The 17820-nt window shown below is 69.9% G+C and carries 17 protein-coding genes; 7 read left to right on the forward strand and 10 right to left on the reverse strand.

Translation table 11 applies throughout. From position 1 onward, the window contains the following. Positions 1-191: 191 nt before the first annotated feature. Complete coding sequence (locus tag BBJ41_RS13240; protein ID WP_069746758.1) at positions 192-1829, forward strand: GMC family oxidoreductase; 1638 nt, start codon at positions 192-194, stop codon at positions 1827-1829. A gap of 27 nt (positions 1830-1856) precedes the next feature. On the opposite strand, the gene BBJ41_RS13245 is transcribed toward BBJ41_RS13240, so the two are convergent. The 6 genes from BBJ41_RS13245 to fliF are packed head-to-tail and all read right to left on the reverse strand — an operon-like array spanning position 1857 to position 8703. Further along, a complete protein-coding gene (locus tag BBJ41_RS13245) occupies positions 1857-3230 on the reverse strand; it encodes a flagellar hook-length control protein FliK (RefSeq protein WP_069746759.1) in 1374 nt (457 codons plus the stop codon). Between the two features lie 31 nt (positions 3231-3261). Further along, the gene (gene fliJ / locus BBJ41_RS13250) at positions 3262-3720 is read right to left on the reverse strand and encodes a flagellar export protein FliJ (RefSeq protein ID WP_069746760.1); all 459 of its coding nucleotides are present in this window, start codon (positions 3718-3720) and stop codon (positions 3262-3264) included. A 5-nt stretch (positions 3721-3725) separates the two neighbouring features. Next, the gene (fliI, locus tag BBJ41_RS13255; RefSeq protein WP_069746761.1) at positions 3726-5285 is read right to left on the reverse strand and encodes a flagellar protein export ATPase FliI; all 1560 of its coding nucleotides are present in this window, start codon (positions 5283-5285) and stop codon (positions 3726-3728) included. Further along, positions 5279-5962 carry a flagellar assembly protein FliH gene (fliH, locus tag BBJ41_RS13260; RefSeq protein ID WP_069746762.1) on the reverse strand — a complete coding sequence of 228 codons (684 nt, stop codon included), beginning with the start codon at positions 5960-5962 and terminating at the stop codon, positions 5279-5281. The genes fliI and fliH overlap by 7 nt, the downstream gene beginning before the upstream one ends. After that, entirely contained in the window at positions 5955-6950 is a 996-nt protein-coding gene (gene fliG, locus BBJ41_RS13265) for a flagellar motor switch protein FliG (RefSeq protein ID WP_069746763.1), read from the reverse strand. Before fliG ends, fliH begins: the two co-directional genes overlap by 8 nt. Next, positions 6940-8703, reverse strand: coding sequence for a flagellar basal-body MS-ring/collar protein FliF (gene fliF, locus BBJ41_RS13270; protein WP_069746764.1), 1764 nt, complete (start codon positions 8701-8703; stop codon positions 6940-6942). Before fliF ends, fliG begins: the two co-directional genes overlap by 11 nt. Before the next feature lie 250 nt (positions 8704-8953). Between fliF and fliE the strand changes: the two genes are divergently transcribed. From fliE to BBJ41_RS13300, 6 genes are all read left to right on the forward strand, one after another. Then, complete coding sequence (gene fliE, locus BBJ41_RS13275) at positions 8954-9298, forward strand: flagellar hook-basal body complex protein FliE (protein WP_069746765.1); 345 nt, start codon at positions 8954-8956, stop codon at positions 9296-9298. A gap of 193 nt (positions 9299-9491) precedes the next feature. Then, positions 9492-9926: a flagellar export chaperone FliS gene (gene fliS, locus BBJ41_RS13280; RefSeq protein ID WP_069747696.1), complete on the forward strand. Its 435-nt coding sequence runs from the start codon at positions 9492-9494 to the stop codon at positions 9924-9926. Beyond that, positions 9923-10255 carry a flagellar protein FliT gene (locus BBJ41_RS13285; protein ID WP_069746766.1) on the forward strand — a complete coding sequence of 111 codons (333 nt, stop codon included), beginning with the start codon at positions 9923-9925 and terminating at the stop codon, positions 10253-10255. The genes fliS and BBJ41_RS13285 overlap by 4 nt, the downstream gene beginning before the upstream one ends. A gap of 124 nt (positions 10256-10379) precedes the next feature. Then, positions 10380-11744, forward strand: a complete 1365-nt coding sequence (gene fliK, locus BBJ41_RS13290; RefSeq protein ID WP_069746767.1) for a flagellar hook-length control protein FliK — start codon at positions 10380-10382, stop codon at positions 11742-11744. After that, positions 11741-12058, forward strand: a complete 318-nt coding sequence (locus BBJ41_RS13295; RefSeq protein ID WP_060058607.1) for an EscU/YscU/HrcU family type III secretion system export apparatus switch protein — start codon at positions 11741-11743, stop codon at positions 12056-12058. The genes fliK and BBJ41_RS13295 overlap by 4 nt, the downstream gene beginning before the upstream one ends. A gap of 269 nt (positions 12059-12327) precedes the next feature. Next, positions 12328-13062 carry a PepSY-associated TM helix domain-containing protein gene (locus tag BBJ41_RS13300; RefSeq protein WP_069746768.1) on the forward strand — a complete coding sequence of 245 codons (735 nt, stop codon included), beginning with the start codon at positions 12328-12330 and terminating at the stop codon, positions 13060-13062. Between the two features lie 61 nt (positions 13063-13123). Here the strand turns inward: BBJ41_RS13300 and BBJ41_RS13305 are convergent, their stop codons facing one another. The 4 genes from BBJ41_RS13305 to rqpS all read right to left on the reverse strand — a co-directional run bounded on the left by BBJ41_RS13305 (position 13124) and on the right by rqpS (position 17517). Further along, positions 13124-14149 carry an XdhC family protein gene (locus tag BBJ41_RS13305; protein ID WP_069747697.1) on the reverse strand — a complete coding sequence of 342 codons (1026 nt, stop codon included), beginning with the start codon at positions 14147-14149 and terminating at the stop codon, positions 13124-13126. 283 nt (positions 14150-14432) lie between these two features. Then, positions 14433-15839 (reverse strand): amino acid permease, encoded by a 1407-nt coding sequence (locus tag BBJ41_RS13310; protein ID WP_069746769.1) that lies wholly within the window; start codon positions 15837-15839, stop codon positions 14433-14435. A 198-nt stretch (positions 15840-16037) separates the two neighbouring features. Further along, the gene (gene rqpR / locus BBJ41_RS13315) at positions 16038-16694 is read right to left on the reverse strand and encodes a response regulator transcription factor RqpR (protein WP_069746770.1); all 657 of its coding nucleotides are present in this window, start codon (positions 16692-16694) and stop codon (positions 16038-16040) included. Between the two features lie 7 nt (positions 16695-16701). Beyond that, positions 16702-17517 (reverse strand): quorum system sensor histidine kinase RqpS, encoded by an 816-nt coding sequence (gene rqpS, locus BBJ41_RS13320; protein WP_069746771.1) that lies wholly within the window; start codon positions 17515-17517, stop codon positions 16702-16704. Between the last annotated feature and the right edge of the window lie 303 nt (positions 17518-17820).

Raw genomic sequence — 17820 nt, forward strand, 5'->3', positions numbered from 1 at the left:
TCGGCTTCTCGCGGCCGGCGCATCGCGCAAAGCGAATCGATACATCTTAAATTTAGTTCACGCGGGCGTTTAGAGGAATCGCTCTTGAATCCGCGCGCCGCGCGCGTGACGGCCATTCCTACAATGCCCGAACATTACAGGCGGAAGCCGGGCCGCGCCGGGCGCCGTTCATGACACGAAGGAGACGTGACATGCAATACGACTACATCATCGTTGGCGGCGGATCGGGCGGGTCGAGCCTGGCAGGACGCCTCGCCGATGCATGCCCCGACGCGACCATCGCGCTGATCGAGGCCGGCTCGCACTCGGAGCGCAACCTGCTCGTCAACATGCCGGTCGGCATCGCGGCGCTGGTGCCGTTCAAGCTCGGCACCAACTACGGTTACGAGACGGTGCCGCAGCCGGGCCTCGGCGGGCGGCGCGGCTACCAGCCGCGCGGGCGCGGGATGGGCGGCTCGAGCGCGATCAACGCGATGATCTATACGCGCGGCCACCCGGGCGACTACGACGAATGGGCACAGCTCGGCGCGACGGGCTGGGGCTGGCAGGACGTGCTGCCGTACTTCCGCCGCGCGGAAGGCAACGCGCGCGGCGCCGATGCGTGGCACGGCGCGGACGGCCCGCTGTCGGTGTCGGATCTGCGCTTTCGCAATCCGTTCTCCGAACGATTCATCCAGGCCGCGCACGCCGCGGGTTATCCGCTGAACGACGACTTCAACGGCGCGACGCAGGAAGGCGTCGGCTTCTATCAGGTCACACACCGCGACGGCTCGCGCTGCAGCGTCGCGCGCGCTTACATCTACGGCCGCAACCGGCCGAACCTGCACGTGATCACCGATGCGACGGTGCTGCGCGTCGGCTTCGACGGCAAGCGCGCGGTCGGCGTCGCGGTATCGCGCAACGGGCGCGTCGAGACGCTCGGCGCACGCGCGGAAGTGATCCTGTCGGCCGGCGCGTTCAATTCGCCGCAACTGCTGATGTGTTCGGGGATCGGCCCGGCGGAGCAATTGCGCCGGCACGGGATCGCGGTGGTGCAGGACGCACCGGACGTCGGCACCAACCTGATCGACCACATCGACTTCATCATCAACACGCGCGTGAATTCGTCGGAGCTGGTCGGCGTGTGCCTGCGCGGGATCGCGAAGATGACGCCCGCGCTCGCGCGCTATTTCTCGAGCCGCACCGGGATGATGACGAGCAACGTCGCGGAGGCCGGCGGCTTCATCAAGAGCGATCCGTCGCTCGATCGTCCCGACCTGCAGCTGCATTTCTGCACGGCGCTCGTCGACGACCACAACCGCAAGATGCACTGGGGGTTCGGCTATTCGCTGCACGTATGCGCGCTGCGGCCGTACAGCCGTGGCACGGTGGCGCTCGCGAGCGGCGATGCGCGCGAGGCGCCGCTGATCGATCCGCGCTTCTTCAGTGATACGCGCGATCTCGACCTGCTCGTGCGCGGCACGCAGGCGATGCGCCGGATCCTGTCGCAGGCGCCGCTCGCGTCGCAGGGCGGGCGCGAGCTGTACACGCGGGCGGACCAGAGCGAAGCCGAGCTGCGCGCGACGATCGTCGCGCATGCCGACACGATCTATCACCCGGTCGGCACGTGCCGGATGGGTTCCGATGCCCGCGCGGTCGTCGATCCGCAATTGCGCGTGCGCGGCGTCGAAGGATTGCGCGTGGTGGATGCGTCGGTGATGCCGACGCTCGTCGGCGGGAACACGAATGCGCCGTCGGTGATGATCGGCGAACGCGCGGCGGATTTCATCGTCGCGGCGCGCAAGGGCGGTGTGCCGCGCGGCGAGGCGGCCGCGGTGCACGGCCGCTGAGCGGCGCGCGCACCCGGGCAGCCATGCTCAGGCGAACGTATCGACGAGGCCCGCGCGGCTCACGCGCGTGGCGGCCGGTGCGGATTGCGCAGCGTCGGCCGGTGCATCGACGGCTGACGATCCGCCGTTCCCGCGCCGCGGCGACTGGCCGCCGGCGAAGGTCTGTTGCGGGTTCTGCTGCTGTTGTTGCGATGCGAAACCGCCGTCGCTGACGGTCGCGCTGCCGAGCCCGAGCCCGCCTGCTTCCATCGCTTCACGCAGCTTCGGCAGCGCGGCTTCGACCGCGTCGCGCACCTGCGCGTGCTGCGACACGAACAACGCGTGCGCGTGATTGTCGGCGACGCGCAGCACGACCTGCAGCGGCCCGAGATCGGGCGGGTTGAGCGTCAGCTCGGCGCTCTGCTGGTGCGCATTCGACAGGAACACGACCTTCTGGCTCAGCGCGTCCGTCCAGTCGGGAGTGCCGACGTGCGGGGCGAGCACGTGTGCGTTGGCGGCGGCGATCGCGCCGGCGGCCGGCGACAGCTGCAGGTTCGCCTGCGCCGCAGCCGCGGCCGTTGCGCCGGCCGCGAGCGTCGCGCTGGCGGCCGGATCGGTCGCGTCGCTGGCTGCCGCGAGCGCATGCTGCGCGCCGGACTGTGCATTCGCGGCGGCCTGCAGTGCCTGCGCGGTGGCCTGCGCCGGCTGCTGCGTGGCGATCGCGCCTTTCGCGTCGGCGAGCGTGCGGTCGAACGTCGGCACCTTCGGCATCAGCGGCGCGGTGGCGGCGTTGCCCGATGCAGCCGATGCCGATGCCGGTGCTGCAGCGGCCGACGCCGTCGAGCCGGTCGCGGGCATCGCGATCGCGCCCGCGCCGTCCGTCAGCCTGGCGAGCGCCGCTTGCAGCGCGTCACGGCCGGACGCCGTAGCGGCCGGCTGGGCGGCCACATCCTTCGCCGCGTGATCCGCCAGCGTGGCCGTCGCGTCGGGCTGGCCGGACACGGCCGTCTTTTGCGCGGCGGCAGCGGCGGCGGCGGCATCAGGTGTCGCCGCGTTGTCCGCGCGCGCCTGCAGTTGCGCCTGCACGGCCGCGGCGGCCGCGAGCGCGGCGGCGTCGGGGTTGGCGGTGGCGGTCGTGTCGTCGGTCGACTTGTCGTCGTTCGTGTCGGACGGCTTCGCGGCGGCGGCCGGCGTCGACGCAGCCTGCATCGTCGACGCATCCGGCGCGGCGGTATTCGTCGCGTCGCGACGCGTGACGACGCTTTGCTTCAGCGTCTGCGCGAACGGCACGGCGGCCGGGGTGGTTGAAGCGGTCGACGCGTCGTTGCCGGCGGCGGCGCCGGACGAACCCGAGCCGCGGACGGCCTTGATTGCGGCGCCGGCGGTGTCGAGCAGTGCGCCGAGCAGGGGCAGGGGAGGCATGACGGTTCTCTCGTTCGAATGCGGTGGTCGGTTACGACGAGCGGGCCGCGTCGGCCCGCATGCGCAGGATCTTCGCGGCGTGTTCGTCGGCATCGCGCTGTTCGCGCCGCGCGTCGCGCTGCGCTTCCTGCGCGACGCCGCGCGCCTGCAGGATTTCATACGAGCCGACGGTGCGTTTCTTCTGTTGCCAGTTCGGGCGCGCCTCGTCGATGCGGACTTCGGCCGCGGCCAGCACATTGCGCTGTTGCAGGATCGCGGCGTCGAGCGTGTCGATGAATGCCTGGAAATTGCGCCAGTTGCCGGCCGGCATCCCGTTCTGCGCGGATTGCGAGAAGCGGGCGTGGTATTCGTCGCGATAGTGCAGCAGCGCGTCGAGCTGTTCGGCGGCCGCGGTGCGGTCGCGTTGCGCGGTGCCGAGCTGCTTCGCGGCCATGTCGAGGTCTTCCTGCGCGCGGTCGAGCAGCAGCTGAAGGGGAAAGCCGTGAGCCATCTGGATCAGCCTCCGTAAGCGTCGAACAGCGCATCGAGCCCGGCGAGGCTCGATGCGAATGGCGCGCATTCGCGAAAGCCCTGCTGCAGGAACGATTCGATGCGCGGATAGAGCGCGATCGCGCGGTCGAGCTGTGCGTCGCGGCCGGGCGCGTACGCGCCGACCGCGATCAGGTCGCGATTGCGCTGGTAGCGCGACAGCATCTGCTTGAACTGCCGCACGTGGTCGAGATGCGTTTCGTCGATCAGCGCGGTCATCGCGCGGCTGATCGACGCCTCGATGTCGATCGCCGGATAGTGGCCGGCTTCGGCGAGCGTGCGCGACAGCACGATGTGGCCGTCGAGGATCGCGCGTGCCGAATCGGCGATCGGGTCCTGCTGGTCGTCGCCTTCGGTCAGCACCGTGTAGAACGCGGTGATCGAGCCGCCGCCTTCGGGCCCGTTGCCGGTGCGCTCGACGAGCGCGGGCAGCTTCGCGAACACCGACGGCGGATAGCCCTTCGTCGCGGGCGGCTCGCCGATCGCCAGCGCGATCTCGCGCTGCGCCATCGCGTAGCGCGTCAGCGAATCCATCAGCAGCAGCACGTGCTTGCCCTGGTCGCGGAAATACTCGGCGAGCGACGTCGCGTAGGCCGCGCCCTGCATCCGCAGCAGCGGCGACACGTCGGCCGGCGCGGCGACGACGACCGAGCGCGCGAGCCCGTCCTCACCGAGGATCTGTTCGATGAATTCCTTCACTTCGCGACCGCGTTCGCCGATCAGCCCGATCACGATCACTTCGGCGCTCGTGTAGCGCGCCATCGTGCCGAGCAGCACCGACTTGCCGACGCCGGAGCCCGCGAACAGGCCCATCCGCTGGCCGCGGCCGACGGTGAGCAGCGCGTTGATCGCACGCACGCCGACGTCGAGCACGTGGTGGATCGGCTCGCGTTCGAGCGGGTTGATCGACGGCGCGGACAGCGGCGCGTCGACCTTCGACGCGAGCGGGCCGAGGCCGTCGAGCGGGCGGCCCGATGCGTCGACCACACGCCCGAGCATTTCCCAGCCGACCGGCAGGCGCTTCGCGCCCGCGAGCGGATCGGCGACGGGCGCGCTTTCGCGCGGCCACACGCGCGCGCCGGGCAGCACGCCGGCGACGTCGGTGGTCGGCATCAGGAACAGGCGGTCGCCGGCGAAGCCGACGACTTCCGCTTCCGCGTGCGACAGCGTGCTGCCGGGCGGCAATTCGATCGTGCATTCGGCGCCGACCGACAGGCGCAACCCGATCGCTTCGAGCACGAGGCCCGCCGCGCGCGTGAGGCGCCCGCACGGCCGCAGCGGCAGCGCACGGTGGCTGCGCGACGCGAGGCCGTTCAGGTGCGTGCGCCAAAGCGCGAGATGCGGGTTGTGCGGCGCGCGCGGCGTGATGTCGGGGGCGGCCGAAGCGGCGCCCGTGCCCGCGCCGGCATGTGCCGTCGTGTCGTGCGCGGCCTCAGAGGCGGCGGGGCCGAACGACGCGAGCGCGAGTTCGCGTTCGAGCGGCGTCATACCGTCGTGCGCGAGCGATTCGGGCGGCCGCGTCACCACGTGCTCACCTTGCCGATCGCGGCGGCGACGCGCTGCCAGCGCGTGGGCAGCGTCGCGTCCACCTCGCCGGTCGCGGCGTGCGCGCGGCAGCCGCCGCGCTCGATCGACGCGTCGGTGCGCACGTTCCAGCCGAGCGTATCGAGGTCGTCCTGCAGGTAGGCTTCGACGACGGGCAGGTCGGCCGGATTCACCGCGAGATGCGGTGCGCCGGCGAGCGCGGGTTCGGCCGCGAGCACGTCGCGCACGGCCGCGACGAGCGCGGCCGGGTCGTGCTTCACGTGCTGGCGCACGACCTGCTGCGCGATGTCGAGTGCGAGTTGCGCGATGTCGGATGCAAGGTCGTGTTCGACGGTCGACACGGCCTCGCGGAAGGACGCGGCGAGCGCGGCAAGCTGCGCGGCCTGTTCGCGCGCGTCGGCCTGGCCGGCTTCGAAACCCTGTTCGCGGCCCTGCTCGAAACCGGCCTGGTAGCCGAGCGCCTGGCCTTCGACGTGGCCGGCCGCATGGCCTTCGGCATGCGCGGCGTCGCGTACGCGCTGCAGTTCCTCGGCGAGCGCGGCGGCGGCGGCGGCCGCGTCGTCGGGCGGAGGCGGCGGCGGGGGCGGGTCGAACGACGCCATTTCCCACCGCTGGTACGCGGTGAGGGTGCCCGCGCGATCGCTCGCCGAATCAGACATACGCGTCTTCCGCCTTGCCGCCGATCACGATCTGGCCGCTCTCGGCGAGGTTGCGCACGATCTGCAGGATGCGGCGCTGCTGCGTCTCGACTTCGGATACGCGCACCGGGCCGCGCGCGTCGAGATCCTCGGCGAGCAGTTCGGCCGCACGCTGCGACATGTTCGCGAGGAACTTCTGGCGCAGCGCGGGCGGTGCGCCCTTCAGCGCGATGATGAGCGTTTCCGATTCGACTTCCTTCAGCACCATCTGGATCGCGCGATCCTCGAGCTCCAGCAGGTTCTCGAACACGAACATCTGGTCGACGATCTTCTGCGCGAGGTCGGCGTCGTACTGGCGCACGCTTTCGAGCACGCCTTCCTCATGCACGCTCGTCATGAAGTTCAGGATCTCGGCCGCGGTGCGGATGCCGCCCATCGGGCTGCGCTTCAGGTTGTCGCTGCCGGACAGCAGGCCCGTCAGCACGTCGTCGAGCTCGCGCAGCGCGGCCGGCTGGATGCCGTCGAGCGTCGCGATCCGCAGCATCACGTCGTTGCGCAGCCGCTCGACGAAGCACGACGCGATCTCGGACGCCTGGTCGCGGTCGAGGTGCACGAGGATCGTCGCGATGATCTGCGGATGCTCGTTCTTGATCAGTTCGGCCACGGCGCCCGAGTCCATCCACTTCAGGCCCTCGATGCCGCTCGTGTCGCTGCCCTGCAGGATGCGGTCGATCAGCACGCCGGCCTTGTCCTCGCCGAGCGCCTTCGTCAGCACCGAGCGGATGTAGTCGCTCGAATCGAGCGACAGCGCGGTGTGCTGCTCGGCTTCCTTCACGAAGTCCTGCAGCACGTCCTCGACCTGCTCGCGCGTGACGTTCTTCAGCGCGGCCATCGCGGCGCCGATCTTCTGCACCTCGCGCGGCGCGAGGAACTTGAATACCTGCGCGGCCTCTTCCTCGCCGATCGACATCAGCAGGAGCGCGCTCTTGGTCAAGCCTTCAGCGTTCATCGGACACCCAGTTCTTCACGACGGTGGCGACGATCTTCGGATCCTGGCGGGCGATCGTGCGCGCGTAGTCGAGGTTGCGTTCGTAGCGGTTCTTCTCGTTCTCGAAGCCGAGCAGCATCGGGTCGGGCTCCTCGGTCTTGACCGGCGCAGGCAACCCGTCGAGCGCGACCGGATCGTCCGGCGCCGCGAGCGCCGGCGCAGCCGGCTCGGCTGGCGGGAACGCGCGGCGCATCGCCGGGCGCACGAACATGAAGTAGAGCGCCGCCGCGGCCGCCGCGATGCCGAGCCACTTCGCGGCTTCCTTCGCCATCGCGATCATGTCGGGCTGGCGCCACCACGGCAGGTCGGCGTACGGGTCGCTCACGGTCGAGAACGCGCTGTTCACGACGTTTACCGAGTCGCCACGCTTCTCGTCGTAGCCCATCGCATCCTTCACGAGCTGCTCGACCTGCGCGAGCTTCGCGGGCGGCAGCGGCTGCATCGTCACGTGGCCCTTCGCGTCGGCGACCGGCTGGTAGTTGACGACGACCGCGACCGACAGCCGCTTCACGCTGCCCATCGGCTGCTCGAGGTGGCGGATCGTCTTGTCGAGCTCGTAGTTGGTCGTCTGGTCCTTGCGGTCGCTCACGGGCGTCGTCTGCGGCGCGTTCTGGCCGTTGCCGGCGACGACCGGCGCGGAGGCCGGCTGCGGCGGCGTGTTCGACAGCGCGCCCGGCACGCCCGACGCGCCGCCCTGCGCGAGTTCGGTCGCGCTGCTGGTCTGCTGGCTGCGGATCGCGGCCTGCTGCGGCACGCCGTTCGGGCCGTAGCTTTCCGACGTCTGTTCGATCTTCGAGAAGTCGAGGTCCGCGCTGACCTGCGAGCGTGCGTTACCGGTGCCGAAGATCGGCGCGAGGATCGCGTCGATGCGCTTCTGCGTGTTGTGCTCGACCTGCTGCACGTACTTGAGCTGGCTCGCGTCGAGGCCGGACGCCGATGCGGACTGGGTCAGCAGGTTGCCGTCCTGGTCGACGATCGTCACGTTCTTCGCGGGCATGTCGGGTACGCCGGACGACACCATCCGCGTGATCGCCTGGACCTGGCCCTCGTCGAGCACGCGGCCCGGGTAGAGGTCGACGAACACCGACGCGCTCGGCGCTTCCTTGTCGCGCACGAAGACCGACGGCTTCGGGATCGCCAGATGCACGCGCGCGCTGCGCACCGCGTTGATCGATTCGATGGTGCGCTGCAGCTCGCCTTCGAGCGCGCGCTGGTAGTTCACCTGTTCGGCGAACTGGCTGATGCCGAATTTCTGGTTGTCCATCAGCTCGAAGCCGACCGAGCCGCCCTTGGGCAGGCCCATCGCGGCGAGCTTCAGGCGCGTTTCATGCACCTGGCTCGACGGCACGAGGATCGCGCCGCCGGCATCGGCGAACTTGTAGGGAACGTTTGCCTGCTGGAGCGCGGTAATGATCGCGCCGCCGTCGCGGTCCGACAGGTTGCTGTACAGCACGCGGTAGTCGGGCGTGCGGCTCCACAGCACGAGCGCGGTGATCGCGGCGATGGCGAGCGCGACGGCGATCACGAACGGCAGCTTCGGGTTGCCCTTCATCCGCGAGATGCCGGGAATGCGTTCCGCGAAGCCGCCAAGCCCGAAGTCCGCGCCTGCGCCACCCGCGCCCGGCAACGCGGCGGCCGCGGCGGCGCCTGGCGCCGGGCTGGCGAGGCCCGCGCGGGCGTCGGGATTGATCAGCGAGTTGGCCTGCGAATCCATGCGTCGAGTTTCTCCGGAGCGGGACGACTGAGCTCGCTCGGACGAGCGGGCGGACAATGACACGATGCGATTATCGTGATCCGGGGCGGACTCCGATCGACCGAAAAGAGCGGGGTTTCCCCCGTACTTTCTCGGCTTTGCCGCGCGGCGCGCTGCTATCCTTTTTCGCGATCCGGCATGGTGCGCGTGGTGCGGCCCCGGCGGAAACGCCCGGTGCGCCCGGGTCTCTTCTCTCAAGTCTGGGGACAGCATGACTGCGAACGTCAGCGGAATCGGTTCGGTGTTGCAACAGATGCAGTCGATGGCCGCACAGGCGTCCGGCGGCGTCGGGAGCCCGGCGGCGGCGCTGGCCGGCTCGGGCGCGGCGACGGCCGGCACGTTCGCGAGCGCGATGAAGGCGTCGCTCGACAAGATCAGCGGCGACCAGCAGCACGCGCTCGGCGAGGCCAAGGCGTTCGAGGTCGGCGCGCCGAACGTGTCGCTGAACGACGTGATGGTCGACATGCAGAAAGCCAACATCGGCTTCCAGTTCGGGCTTCAGGTCCGCAACAAGTTGGTGAGCGCTTACAACGAAATCGCGCAGATGTCCGTCTGACGCGACGGGCATCCGGCAACGGGCATCCGGGAACGACCTTCCGGGCGTCCGTACGGAGCCGGCATCCCGCGCCCGCCGGCGGCCCCGCGTGCCTAAAGCTTTTCAAATCCCTTCCGATAACTCTGGAGAAGGCCGCGCCGTGCGACGCACGGCGGCGGCTCCCGTATAGCCAAGGCATAACAAGGAGATGCGCATGTTTTCCCCAGGACACGCTGGAGCCAATGCCTATGCGCGTGTCGGCGTCGAGACGGGGGTGATGGGCGCCTCCCCGCACCGGTTGATCGCGATGCTGTACCAGGGCGCGCGGCAGGCGATTGCGCTGGCGCGCATGCATCTGCAGCAGGGCAACGTGGCCGCGCGCGGCGAAGCGATCGGCAAGGCGATCCGGATCGTCGAGAGCGGGCTGCAGGCGTCGCTGAACCGCGACGCGGGCGGCGAGATCGCCGGCCGCCTCGACGCGCTGTATGCGTACATCGGCCGACGCCTGCTGGAAGCGAACGTGCAGGGCAGCGACGCGATGCTGGTCGAGGTCGACGGGCTGCTCGCGACGCTGGAGGAAGCATGGACGGGCATTGCCCCGGAAGTCGCGCGCATGGCCGCGCAACAGGCAGCGGAAGCTTCACGATGAATCACAAGGCCGAATACTTCGCGCGTTACGAGGCGCTTGCAGCCGTGTCGGGCCGGATGCTGTGCGCCGCGCGCGGCGCCGACTGGAGCGCGTTGCCGGGGTTGCAGGCCGAATTCCTGCAGCTCGTCGACGGGTTGAAGGAGGCCGATCCGGGCGTCGCGCTCGACGAATCGGATCTCGGCCGCAAGCTCGACCTGATCCGCCGCATCCTCGCCGACGACGCCGCGATCCGCGATCTCGCGAGCCCGGAAGTGGCGCGGCTGTCCGCGCTGTTCGAGGCGCGGCGCTCGACCAGGGTTTTGACCGATCTCTACCGCGCGCGCGGGTAGGGCCTGTTTTCCGGAGAGACGGACGCGTTGCCGCACGTGGCAGGCGCGTGGGCGGCACGGGCAGCACCGGCGAGCCGTTCCTCCGGATTCGCAACGATGTGGCTGAGGTGAGCAGGCTCCGATCATGACCGGTATCGACTCCGTTGCGGCCGCGCTGCTGGCGAGCCGCCTCGACAGCCTGCTGACCGGCACCGTATCGGCGCCCGCCGGCGGCGGCGCGACCTCGCAGGTCGGCACGCCGGGCGCCGGCGCATCGCCCGCGCCTTCGGCCGGCGGCCCGCCTGCCGCGCCGCCGGCTTCCACGCAAACCGCGCTGTCCGATGTCGGGCGCGTGCTCGACGCGATCTCGCGCGCCGGCGGCGACGCGACGCCGCCCGTTGCCGGGCGTGCGCCGCTGCTGGTCGATCCCACCGTGCTGCTGACCGATACGGCCGTGCCGGCACGCGCGCCTGCTCCGGCCGATCCGGCTGCGGCTTCCACGTCTGCTTCCGCTGCGGCATCGTCCGCCGCGGCGGCGCGCGAGGCGGCAGCGCCGCCGGCGGTCGCGGCGCTGCGTGCGGCGCTCGCGCAGGCCGTGAGCGAGAGCGGCCTCTTCTACGAATCCCATCTGGCGCAGTGGCTGGCCGGCCAGCGTCCGCTCGCGGCGCTGATGCGCGAGCCGCAGGCGCGTCTGGCGGCCGCGCTCGCGCAGGCTGATCCGGATGCCGCGCAGCCCGGCGCGACCGACGTGCTCGACGAACTGCTCGCGCAGCGTCCGCCGTTGCCGGCCGCGACGCGGGCGACCGCGCAACCGGGCATGCCGGCTCAGGCCGGCGCGCCGGCTCGCGACGCCGCGCAGGCTTTGCCGGCGGGCGCCCGGCAGGGCGCGTCGCTGCCGGCCGACGCCGCCGATCCGCTCGATGCGCGCGCCGACGCGAGCTGGACACCCGCTCGCGGCGCGCTGGCCGCCGCCTCGACCGATCCGCAACCGCAGACGCTGGCCCCGGTGCATCCGGCCGCCGTGCCGCTCGTCAGGCAGCAGCTCGATACGCTCGCCACCGACCAGTTCCGCTGGACGGGCGAGGCGTGGCCCGGCGCGCGGCTCGACTGGACGATCGAGCCGGACGATCCGGGCAACCGCGCGCCGCGCGGCGGCGACGATGCGGGCGATGGCATCGCGTGGCGCACGCGCCTGACGCTGACGTTGCCGTCGCTTGGCACGGTCGACGCCGAGCTGGTGCTGAACGGTGCGCAGCTCGTCGCTCGGCTGCGGGCGAACCAGTCGGGCGCCGACCGCCTCGCGCGGCACGAGGCCGCGCTGCGGCAGCGGCTCGAGGGATCGGGGCTGCGCGTCGGCGGGCTGTCGATCCGCGCGGTCGACGACGGGCCGGACGGCTTCGACCTGTTCGCCGCGCAGGCGGCCGCCGCCGCGTATGCGAGCGGGGCGGCCGGCGGGCCCGCGCCGCGCACATCTGGCGCTCGGGCCACCGACGACGAGACGCCGCGATGAGCATGACGTCCCGCAAGCGCGCGGCTGCGCTCGTCTACGACCCGAAAGGCGGCGATGCGGCGCCGCGCGTGGTCGCGAAAGGCTATGGCGTGCTCGCCGAGATGATCGTCGCGCGCGCGCACGATGCGGGGCTGTACGTGCATACGGCGCCGGAAATGGTGTCGTTGCTGATGCAGGTCGACCTCGACGACCGGATTCCGCCGCAGCTCTATCAGGCCGTCGCGGATCTGCTCGCGTGGCTGTACGCGCTCGATCGCACCGAGCCCGCACCGGACGACGCCACACCGCGCTTTCCGCTGCCGCCGCTGCGCTGACGGGCACGGCATCGCGCGGTTTCTTACGAAGTGCTGTCCAAGGCTTGCATCGTCATTCGGTCGACATCGATTCCCGAACGATCACCATCACACTCCAACGTGCGCGCTTCGTCCGCATTTTCGCGTTTGTCGGGCCCGCCGCCGCGTGCCCGGACGGATTGAGCCGGAATTCGATTTATGTAATGATATCCATTCTCATTTTCATGTTTCCCGGGCGGCGCGCGTTCCCTGCGCGCCGCCCGTTGTTTTGAACGAATGGATACTTTCGCGTGAACGCGCCCGAAACCATCGACCCGCCGCGCGCGGGTACGCCCCTCGCAGGCGTCACACTGCTGCACCCGGCGGCCCGCCCGCTGACCGACGACGAACTGGCCGCACGCCGCCAGCGCTCGCGCCGCGCGACCTTCATCAAGTGGCTGCGCAAGGTGCACGGCTGGGTCGGGCTGTGGGGCGCGGTGCTCGGGCTGCTGTTCGGCGTGACGGGCGTGCTGCTCAACCACCGCGCGCCGCCGCTGAAGATTTCGACCGGCGAGCCGCAGGTCGAGGAGATGCAGATCGCGCTGCCGGATCCGGCGCCGAAGTCGCCCGCCGCGATGACGAAGTGGCTGCAGCACGAGCTGCATTTCGACGGCAAGCCGGGGCGCATGCGCAAGGAGCCCGCGCAGGCCGTCGCGTGGGGCGACAAACGCGTGATGCAGCCCGAACACTGGCAGTTCGGCGTGTTCGGCCCGCACCAGAACCTGCAGGCCGAATACTGGGTCGGCAACGGCTACGTGTCGGTGAAGCGCACGGGCAACACGTTCCTGACGACGCTGAACAACCTGCATCGCGGCGTCGGCATGAATCTCGGCTGGGTGCTGCTGATGGACACGATCGCCGGCTCGCTGATCCTGCTGTCGCTGACGGGCGTGCTGTTGTGGACCGAGCTGAACAAGCGCCGCACGGTCGGCGTCGTGCTGGTGGTCGGTTCGGTCGCCGCGGCGCTCGCCGCCGGCCTGACCTGATCGGCGTTCGCGCCGGCCGACCCGCCGGCGCGAACGGTTCCAGCCGCGCGTTCGGCGCGGCTCAGAGGCCGCAGGCCGCGCCGCTGTTCGACGCGATCTCGCGCGCAGCCTTCGCGCCTTCGACCTGCAGGATCGTCGGCAGCGACACGTGATTCTTCGCGGCGGTGATTTCGGCGAGGATCGAGATCGCGATTTCCGGCGGCGTCCGGCTGCCGATGTAGATGCCGGCCGGCCCGTGCAGCCGGCCCAGTTCCGCTTCGTTCAGATCGAACTCGCGCAGCCGCTCGCGCCGTGCCGCGTTGTTGCGCCGCGAGCCGAGCGCGCCCACGTAGAACGCGGGCGTCTTCAATGCCTCCATCAGCGCGAGATCGTCGAGCTTCGGATCGTGCGTGAGCGCGATCACGGCGGAACGTGCATCGAGCTTCATGTCGAGCACCGTGTCGTCGGGCATCGTGCGCACGACGCGCGTGCCCGGCACGTCCCACGCATCCGTGTATTCCTCGCGCGGATCGCACACCGTCACCTGGTAGTCGAGCCCGACCGCGATCTGGCACAGATAGCGCGACAACTGGCCGGCGCCGATCACGAGCATCCGGTAGCGCGGCCCATGGATCGTCACGAGCCGCTCGCCGTCGAATGCGAGCCCGTCGGCCGCCTGCGCGGGCGACAGCGACGCGCGGCCGGTCGCGAGCGTCATCGTGCGCGTGACGAGGCGGCCGGCCTCGACTTCCGCGCACAGCGCGGCAATGCCGCTGTCGCGCGTGAGCGGCTCCAGCACGAGCTGGATCGTGCCGCCGCAGGGCAGCCCGAAACGGTGCGCTTCTTCGGCCGTGACACCGTACTTGAGCGCTTCCGGGCGTGCATCGGCCGCGATCCCGCTTGCGTGCACGCGGGCGATCAGGTCGTCCTCGATGCAGCCGCCGGACACGGAGCCGACCACGAGCCCGTCTTCGCGTACCGCGAGCATCGCGCCTTCGGGGCGCGGCGACGAGCCCCACGTCTTCACGACGGTCACGAGCAGCACGCGGCGCCCTTCTTCGAGCCAGCGCGCGCTGGATTTCAATACATCGAGATCGACGCTTTCCATCATCATTTCCTGTTGCCGGGCGGCCCGCTGGTCCGGGCCGTCGTTCGATGGCGGGATTATGAACCGCCCCGCGCGCGCGTGCAGGCCGCGCGGCGGCTCGTGCGGGCAAATCCGGAGGATCGGGCAAGACATTGCGACGATCGGACAGCGCGCGAGCGCGGGAATGGCGCGGCGGCGCGTGTCCGGCGGCAGGTTCTACTGGGGAAGGGTGTGCCGCGCGGTGCCGGTGACGGCCCGGCGCGGCGTCGCACCGCTGCGCGCGGTGTGCGCGCAGCGGCGGAGGTCAGTGCGTGTCGTGGTGACCGTGCGCGAGCTTCGAGTGGTGACGCGAGTACAGGAAGTAGATCGCAAGGCCGATCACGAGCCAGATGCCGAACGCGGCCCACGTGATCGGCTGCAGGTTCAGCATCAGGAACAGGCACGACGCGACCGCGAGGATCGGCACCACGGGCACGCCGGGGCAGCGGAATGCGCGCGGCAGGTGCGGGTGCGTGCGGCGCAGCACGAGCACGGCGATCGACACCATCGAGAATGCGGCGAGCGTGCCGATGTTGATCAGCTCGGCGAGCACGTTGAGTGGCACGAGCGCCGCGATCAGCCCGAAGAACAGGCCGACGAGCCAGGTCGTCAGGAACGGCGTCGCATAGCGCGGATGCACGCGCGACAGCATCGCCGGCAGCAGCCCGTCGCGCGACATCGCGAAGATCACGCGCGTCTGGCCGTAGCTCATCACGAGGATCACGGTCAGCATGCCGAGCACGGCGCCGAGATCGATGAAGCCCGCGACCCAGTTCTCGCCGGCGGCTTGCAGCGCGTACGAGATCGGATGCGAGATGTTCGCGTACCGGGCCGACGGCACGATGCCGGTCGCGACCGCGGCGACCGTCACGTACAGCACCGCGCACACCGCGAGCGACGCGATGATGCCGATCGGCAGGTCGCGTTTCGGATTCTTCACTTCCTCGGCCGCCGACGACACCGCATCGAAGCCGATGAACGCGAAGAACATCACGGCCGCAGCGCCGAACACGCCGTTCCAGCCGTGCGGCATGAACGGCTTCCAGTTCGCGGGCGTCACGTGGAACACGCCGACCGCGATCACGAGCAGCACCACCGACACCTTGATGAACACCATGATGTTGTTGATGCGGGTCGACTCGCGGATGCCGATCGACAGCAGCGTCGTGATCACGAGCATCACGAGGAACGCGGGCAGGTTGAACCACGTGACGACGCCCGGCACCGCGCCGGGCGCGGCCGTCAGCACGGTCGGCAGCGTGAGCCCGAAGCCCTGCAGCAGCGACTGCAGGTAGCCCGACCAGCCGACCGACACGGCCGATGCCGCGAGGCCGTATTCGAGCATCAGGTCCCAGCCGATGATCCATGCGACGAGTTCGCCGAGCGTGGCGTACGAATACGTGTAGATCGAGCCGGCGACGGGGATCGTCGACGCGAACTCCGCGTACGACAGCGCCGCGAGGCCGCACGCGATCGCGGCGATCACGAACGACAGCATCAGCGCGGGGCCGGCCTGCACGGCGCCGGTGCCGGTCAGCACGAAGATGCCGGTGCCGATGATCGCGCCGATGCCGAGGAAGGTGAGGTCGACAGCGCCGAGCGCTTTCTTGAGCCCGGCGGCATGCGCGCCGGCGATCATGCGATCGACGTTTTTCTTGCGGAAGAGAGACATTGAGGATGAATCGCCAGTGCGCGCGAACGCGGCGGCGCTGACTGAGTGAAAACCCGTAATTTTAGCCGATTTGACGAACAAGACCCGCTGCGGCGCAGCGGATCGTCGGGAAATCGTCCGATAAAACAAGCGCTTGCGCTTGTTGCGGGCGGCGGTTGAAGGCGGCGCGGCGTGCGCCGCGCCGTTGAATCGGGCGAATCAGGCGCCGGCCGTGGGCGCCATGTCGACGAGCCGGTTGCTCATCACGTAGAACGTGAGTTCCGCGTTGTTCGACAGCCGCATCTTCTCGAGCAGCCGCGACCGGTACACGCTCACCGTCTTCACGGACAGCGACAGCGTGTTCGCGATATCGGTGAGCCGCTTGCCCGACGCGAGCATGCAGAGCGTCTGGTATTCGCGGTCGGACAGCTTCTCGTGCGGCAGCGGCTCGTTCTCGAACGACACGTATTCGGCGAGCGCTTCGGCCATCGCGGGGCTCACGTACTTGCGGCCGGCCGCGACCTGCTGGATCGCGCCGATCATCTGCGCGGCGTTGACCGTCTTCGACAGGTAGCCGGCGGCGCCGGCCTTCAGCGCGCGCACCGCGTACTGGTCTTCGCGGTACATCGAGAACATCAGCACCGGCGTGCGCGACAGCTTGCGCTTCAGGCGCTTGAGCACCTCGATGCCGTTGGTATCGGGCAGCGAGATGTCGAGCAGGATCACGTCGAATTCCTGTTTGTCGACGGCGGCCATCGCGTCGCCGCCATTCTCGGCCTCGGTGACGTCGCGCGCGACGCCGCGGTCGATCAGCAGCTGGCGGATCCCTTGCCGGACGATCGCGTGATCGTCCACGAGCAGGATGTTCAGGCTCATGACGACCTCACGAAATCGACGCGCGGCGTGCCGCGACGGGCACCGCCAGCAGCGAATCCCACGCGAAGCGCGCGGTGACGCGCGTGCCGCGGCCGGTTTCCGGCGTGGCCGTCTCGAAGCTGCCGCCGAACGCCTCGCAGCGGGCACGCATGCCGGCGAGGCCGTAGCCGTTGCGGCGGCCCCGGGCGAAACCGGTCCCATCATCGGCGACAATCAGAGACAGATGCGTGCCGTCGGTGACGATCCGCACGTCGACCGACGTGGCGCGCGCGTGTTTCGCGACGTTCGACAACGCTTCCTGCGCGACGCGGAACACTGCGAGCGCGCTGGCGCCGGCGATTTGCGTCAGGCGGGCGTCGGCGGCGCAGACGAAGCTCGTGCGCAGGCCCGTGCGTGCCGCATGGTTGTCGACCCACGACGACAATGCGCCGACCACGCCCGCGTCGAGCGCCGGCGTGTCGCGCTCGTCGATCAGCCGGCGATTCGCGTCGGTGGCGGCGTCGAGCGCCTGCTGCGCAAGCTCCAGCGCGCGCAGGCAACCGTCCGGCGCATCGGCCGGCAGCCACGTTTGAACGTTTGCGAGCGCGAAACGAGCAGCGGTCAGTTCGGCCCCGAGCCCGTCGTGCAGCTCGCCGGCCAGGTGGCGGCGAGCGGCTTCGTCGGCGGCGAGCAGTTGGGCGGACAGCGCCGCGATCCGTGCGGCGGATGCGCCGCGTTTCGGCGGAGTTTCGGCAATGGGCGGAGTAGCGGCGCAGCTGTGAACGAGCTGCCGCGACGGGAACGGGGCGTGGGCGCCCAAGGGCGCGTTAAGCGACGTATCCATGACTCTCCCTGCTGTCAGAAAGCGGTTCAGACACCGGCTGGCTGCGTGAATCGGCTGCCGTTTCGATGACGGTCGCCGCCAGAGAATCGCCCCATGCCGAGGTAACAAAAGTTACGTCTTGTAACACTTGCATCCGACCCTTCCACTTGCATCCGAACGGCAACCACGCGGGCCGAATAATATCTCAAAAATTCTGAAAAGGTCATGTCGGACGGACATTTAAGGGTAAATGTGAATAATCGGAATGAACGTGTTGTAGGAAAAACACTGACACCCGAGCGCCGGACGATGACGTATCCAAAT

The organism is Burkholderia stabilis (assembly GCF_001742165.1).
Lineage (GTDB): Bacteria > Pseudomonadota > Gammaproteobacteria > Burkholderiales > Burkholderiaceae > Burkholderia > Burkholderia stabilis.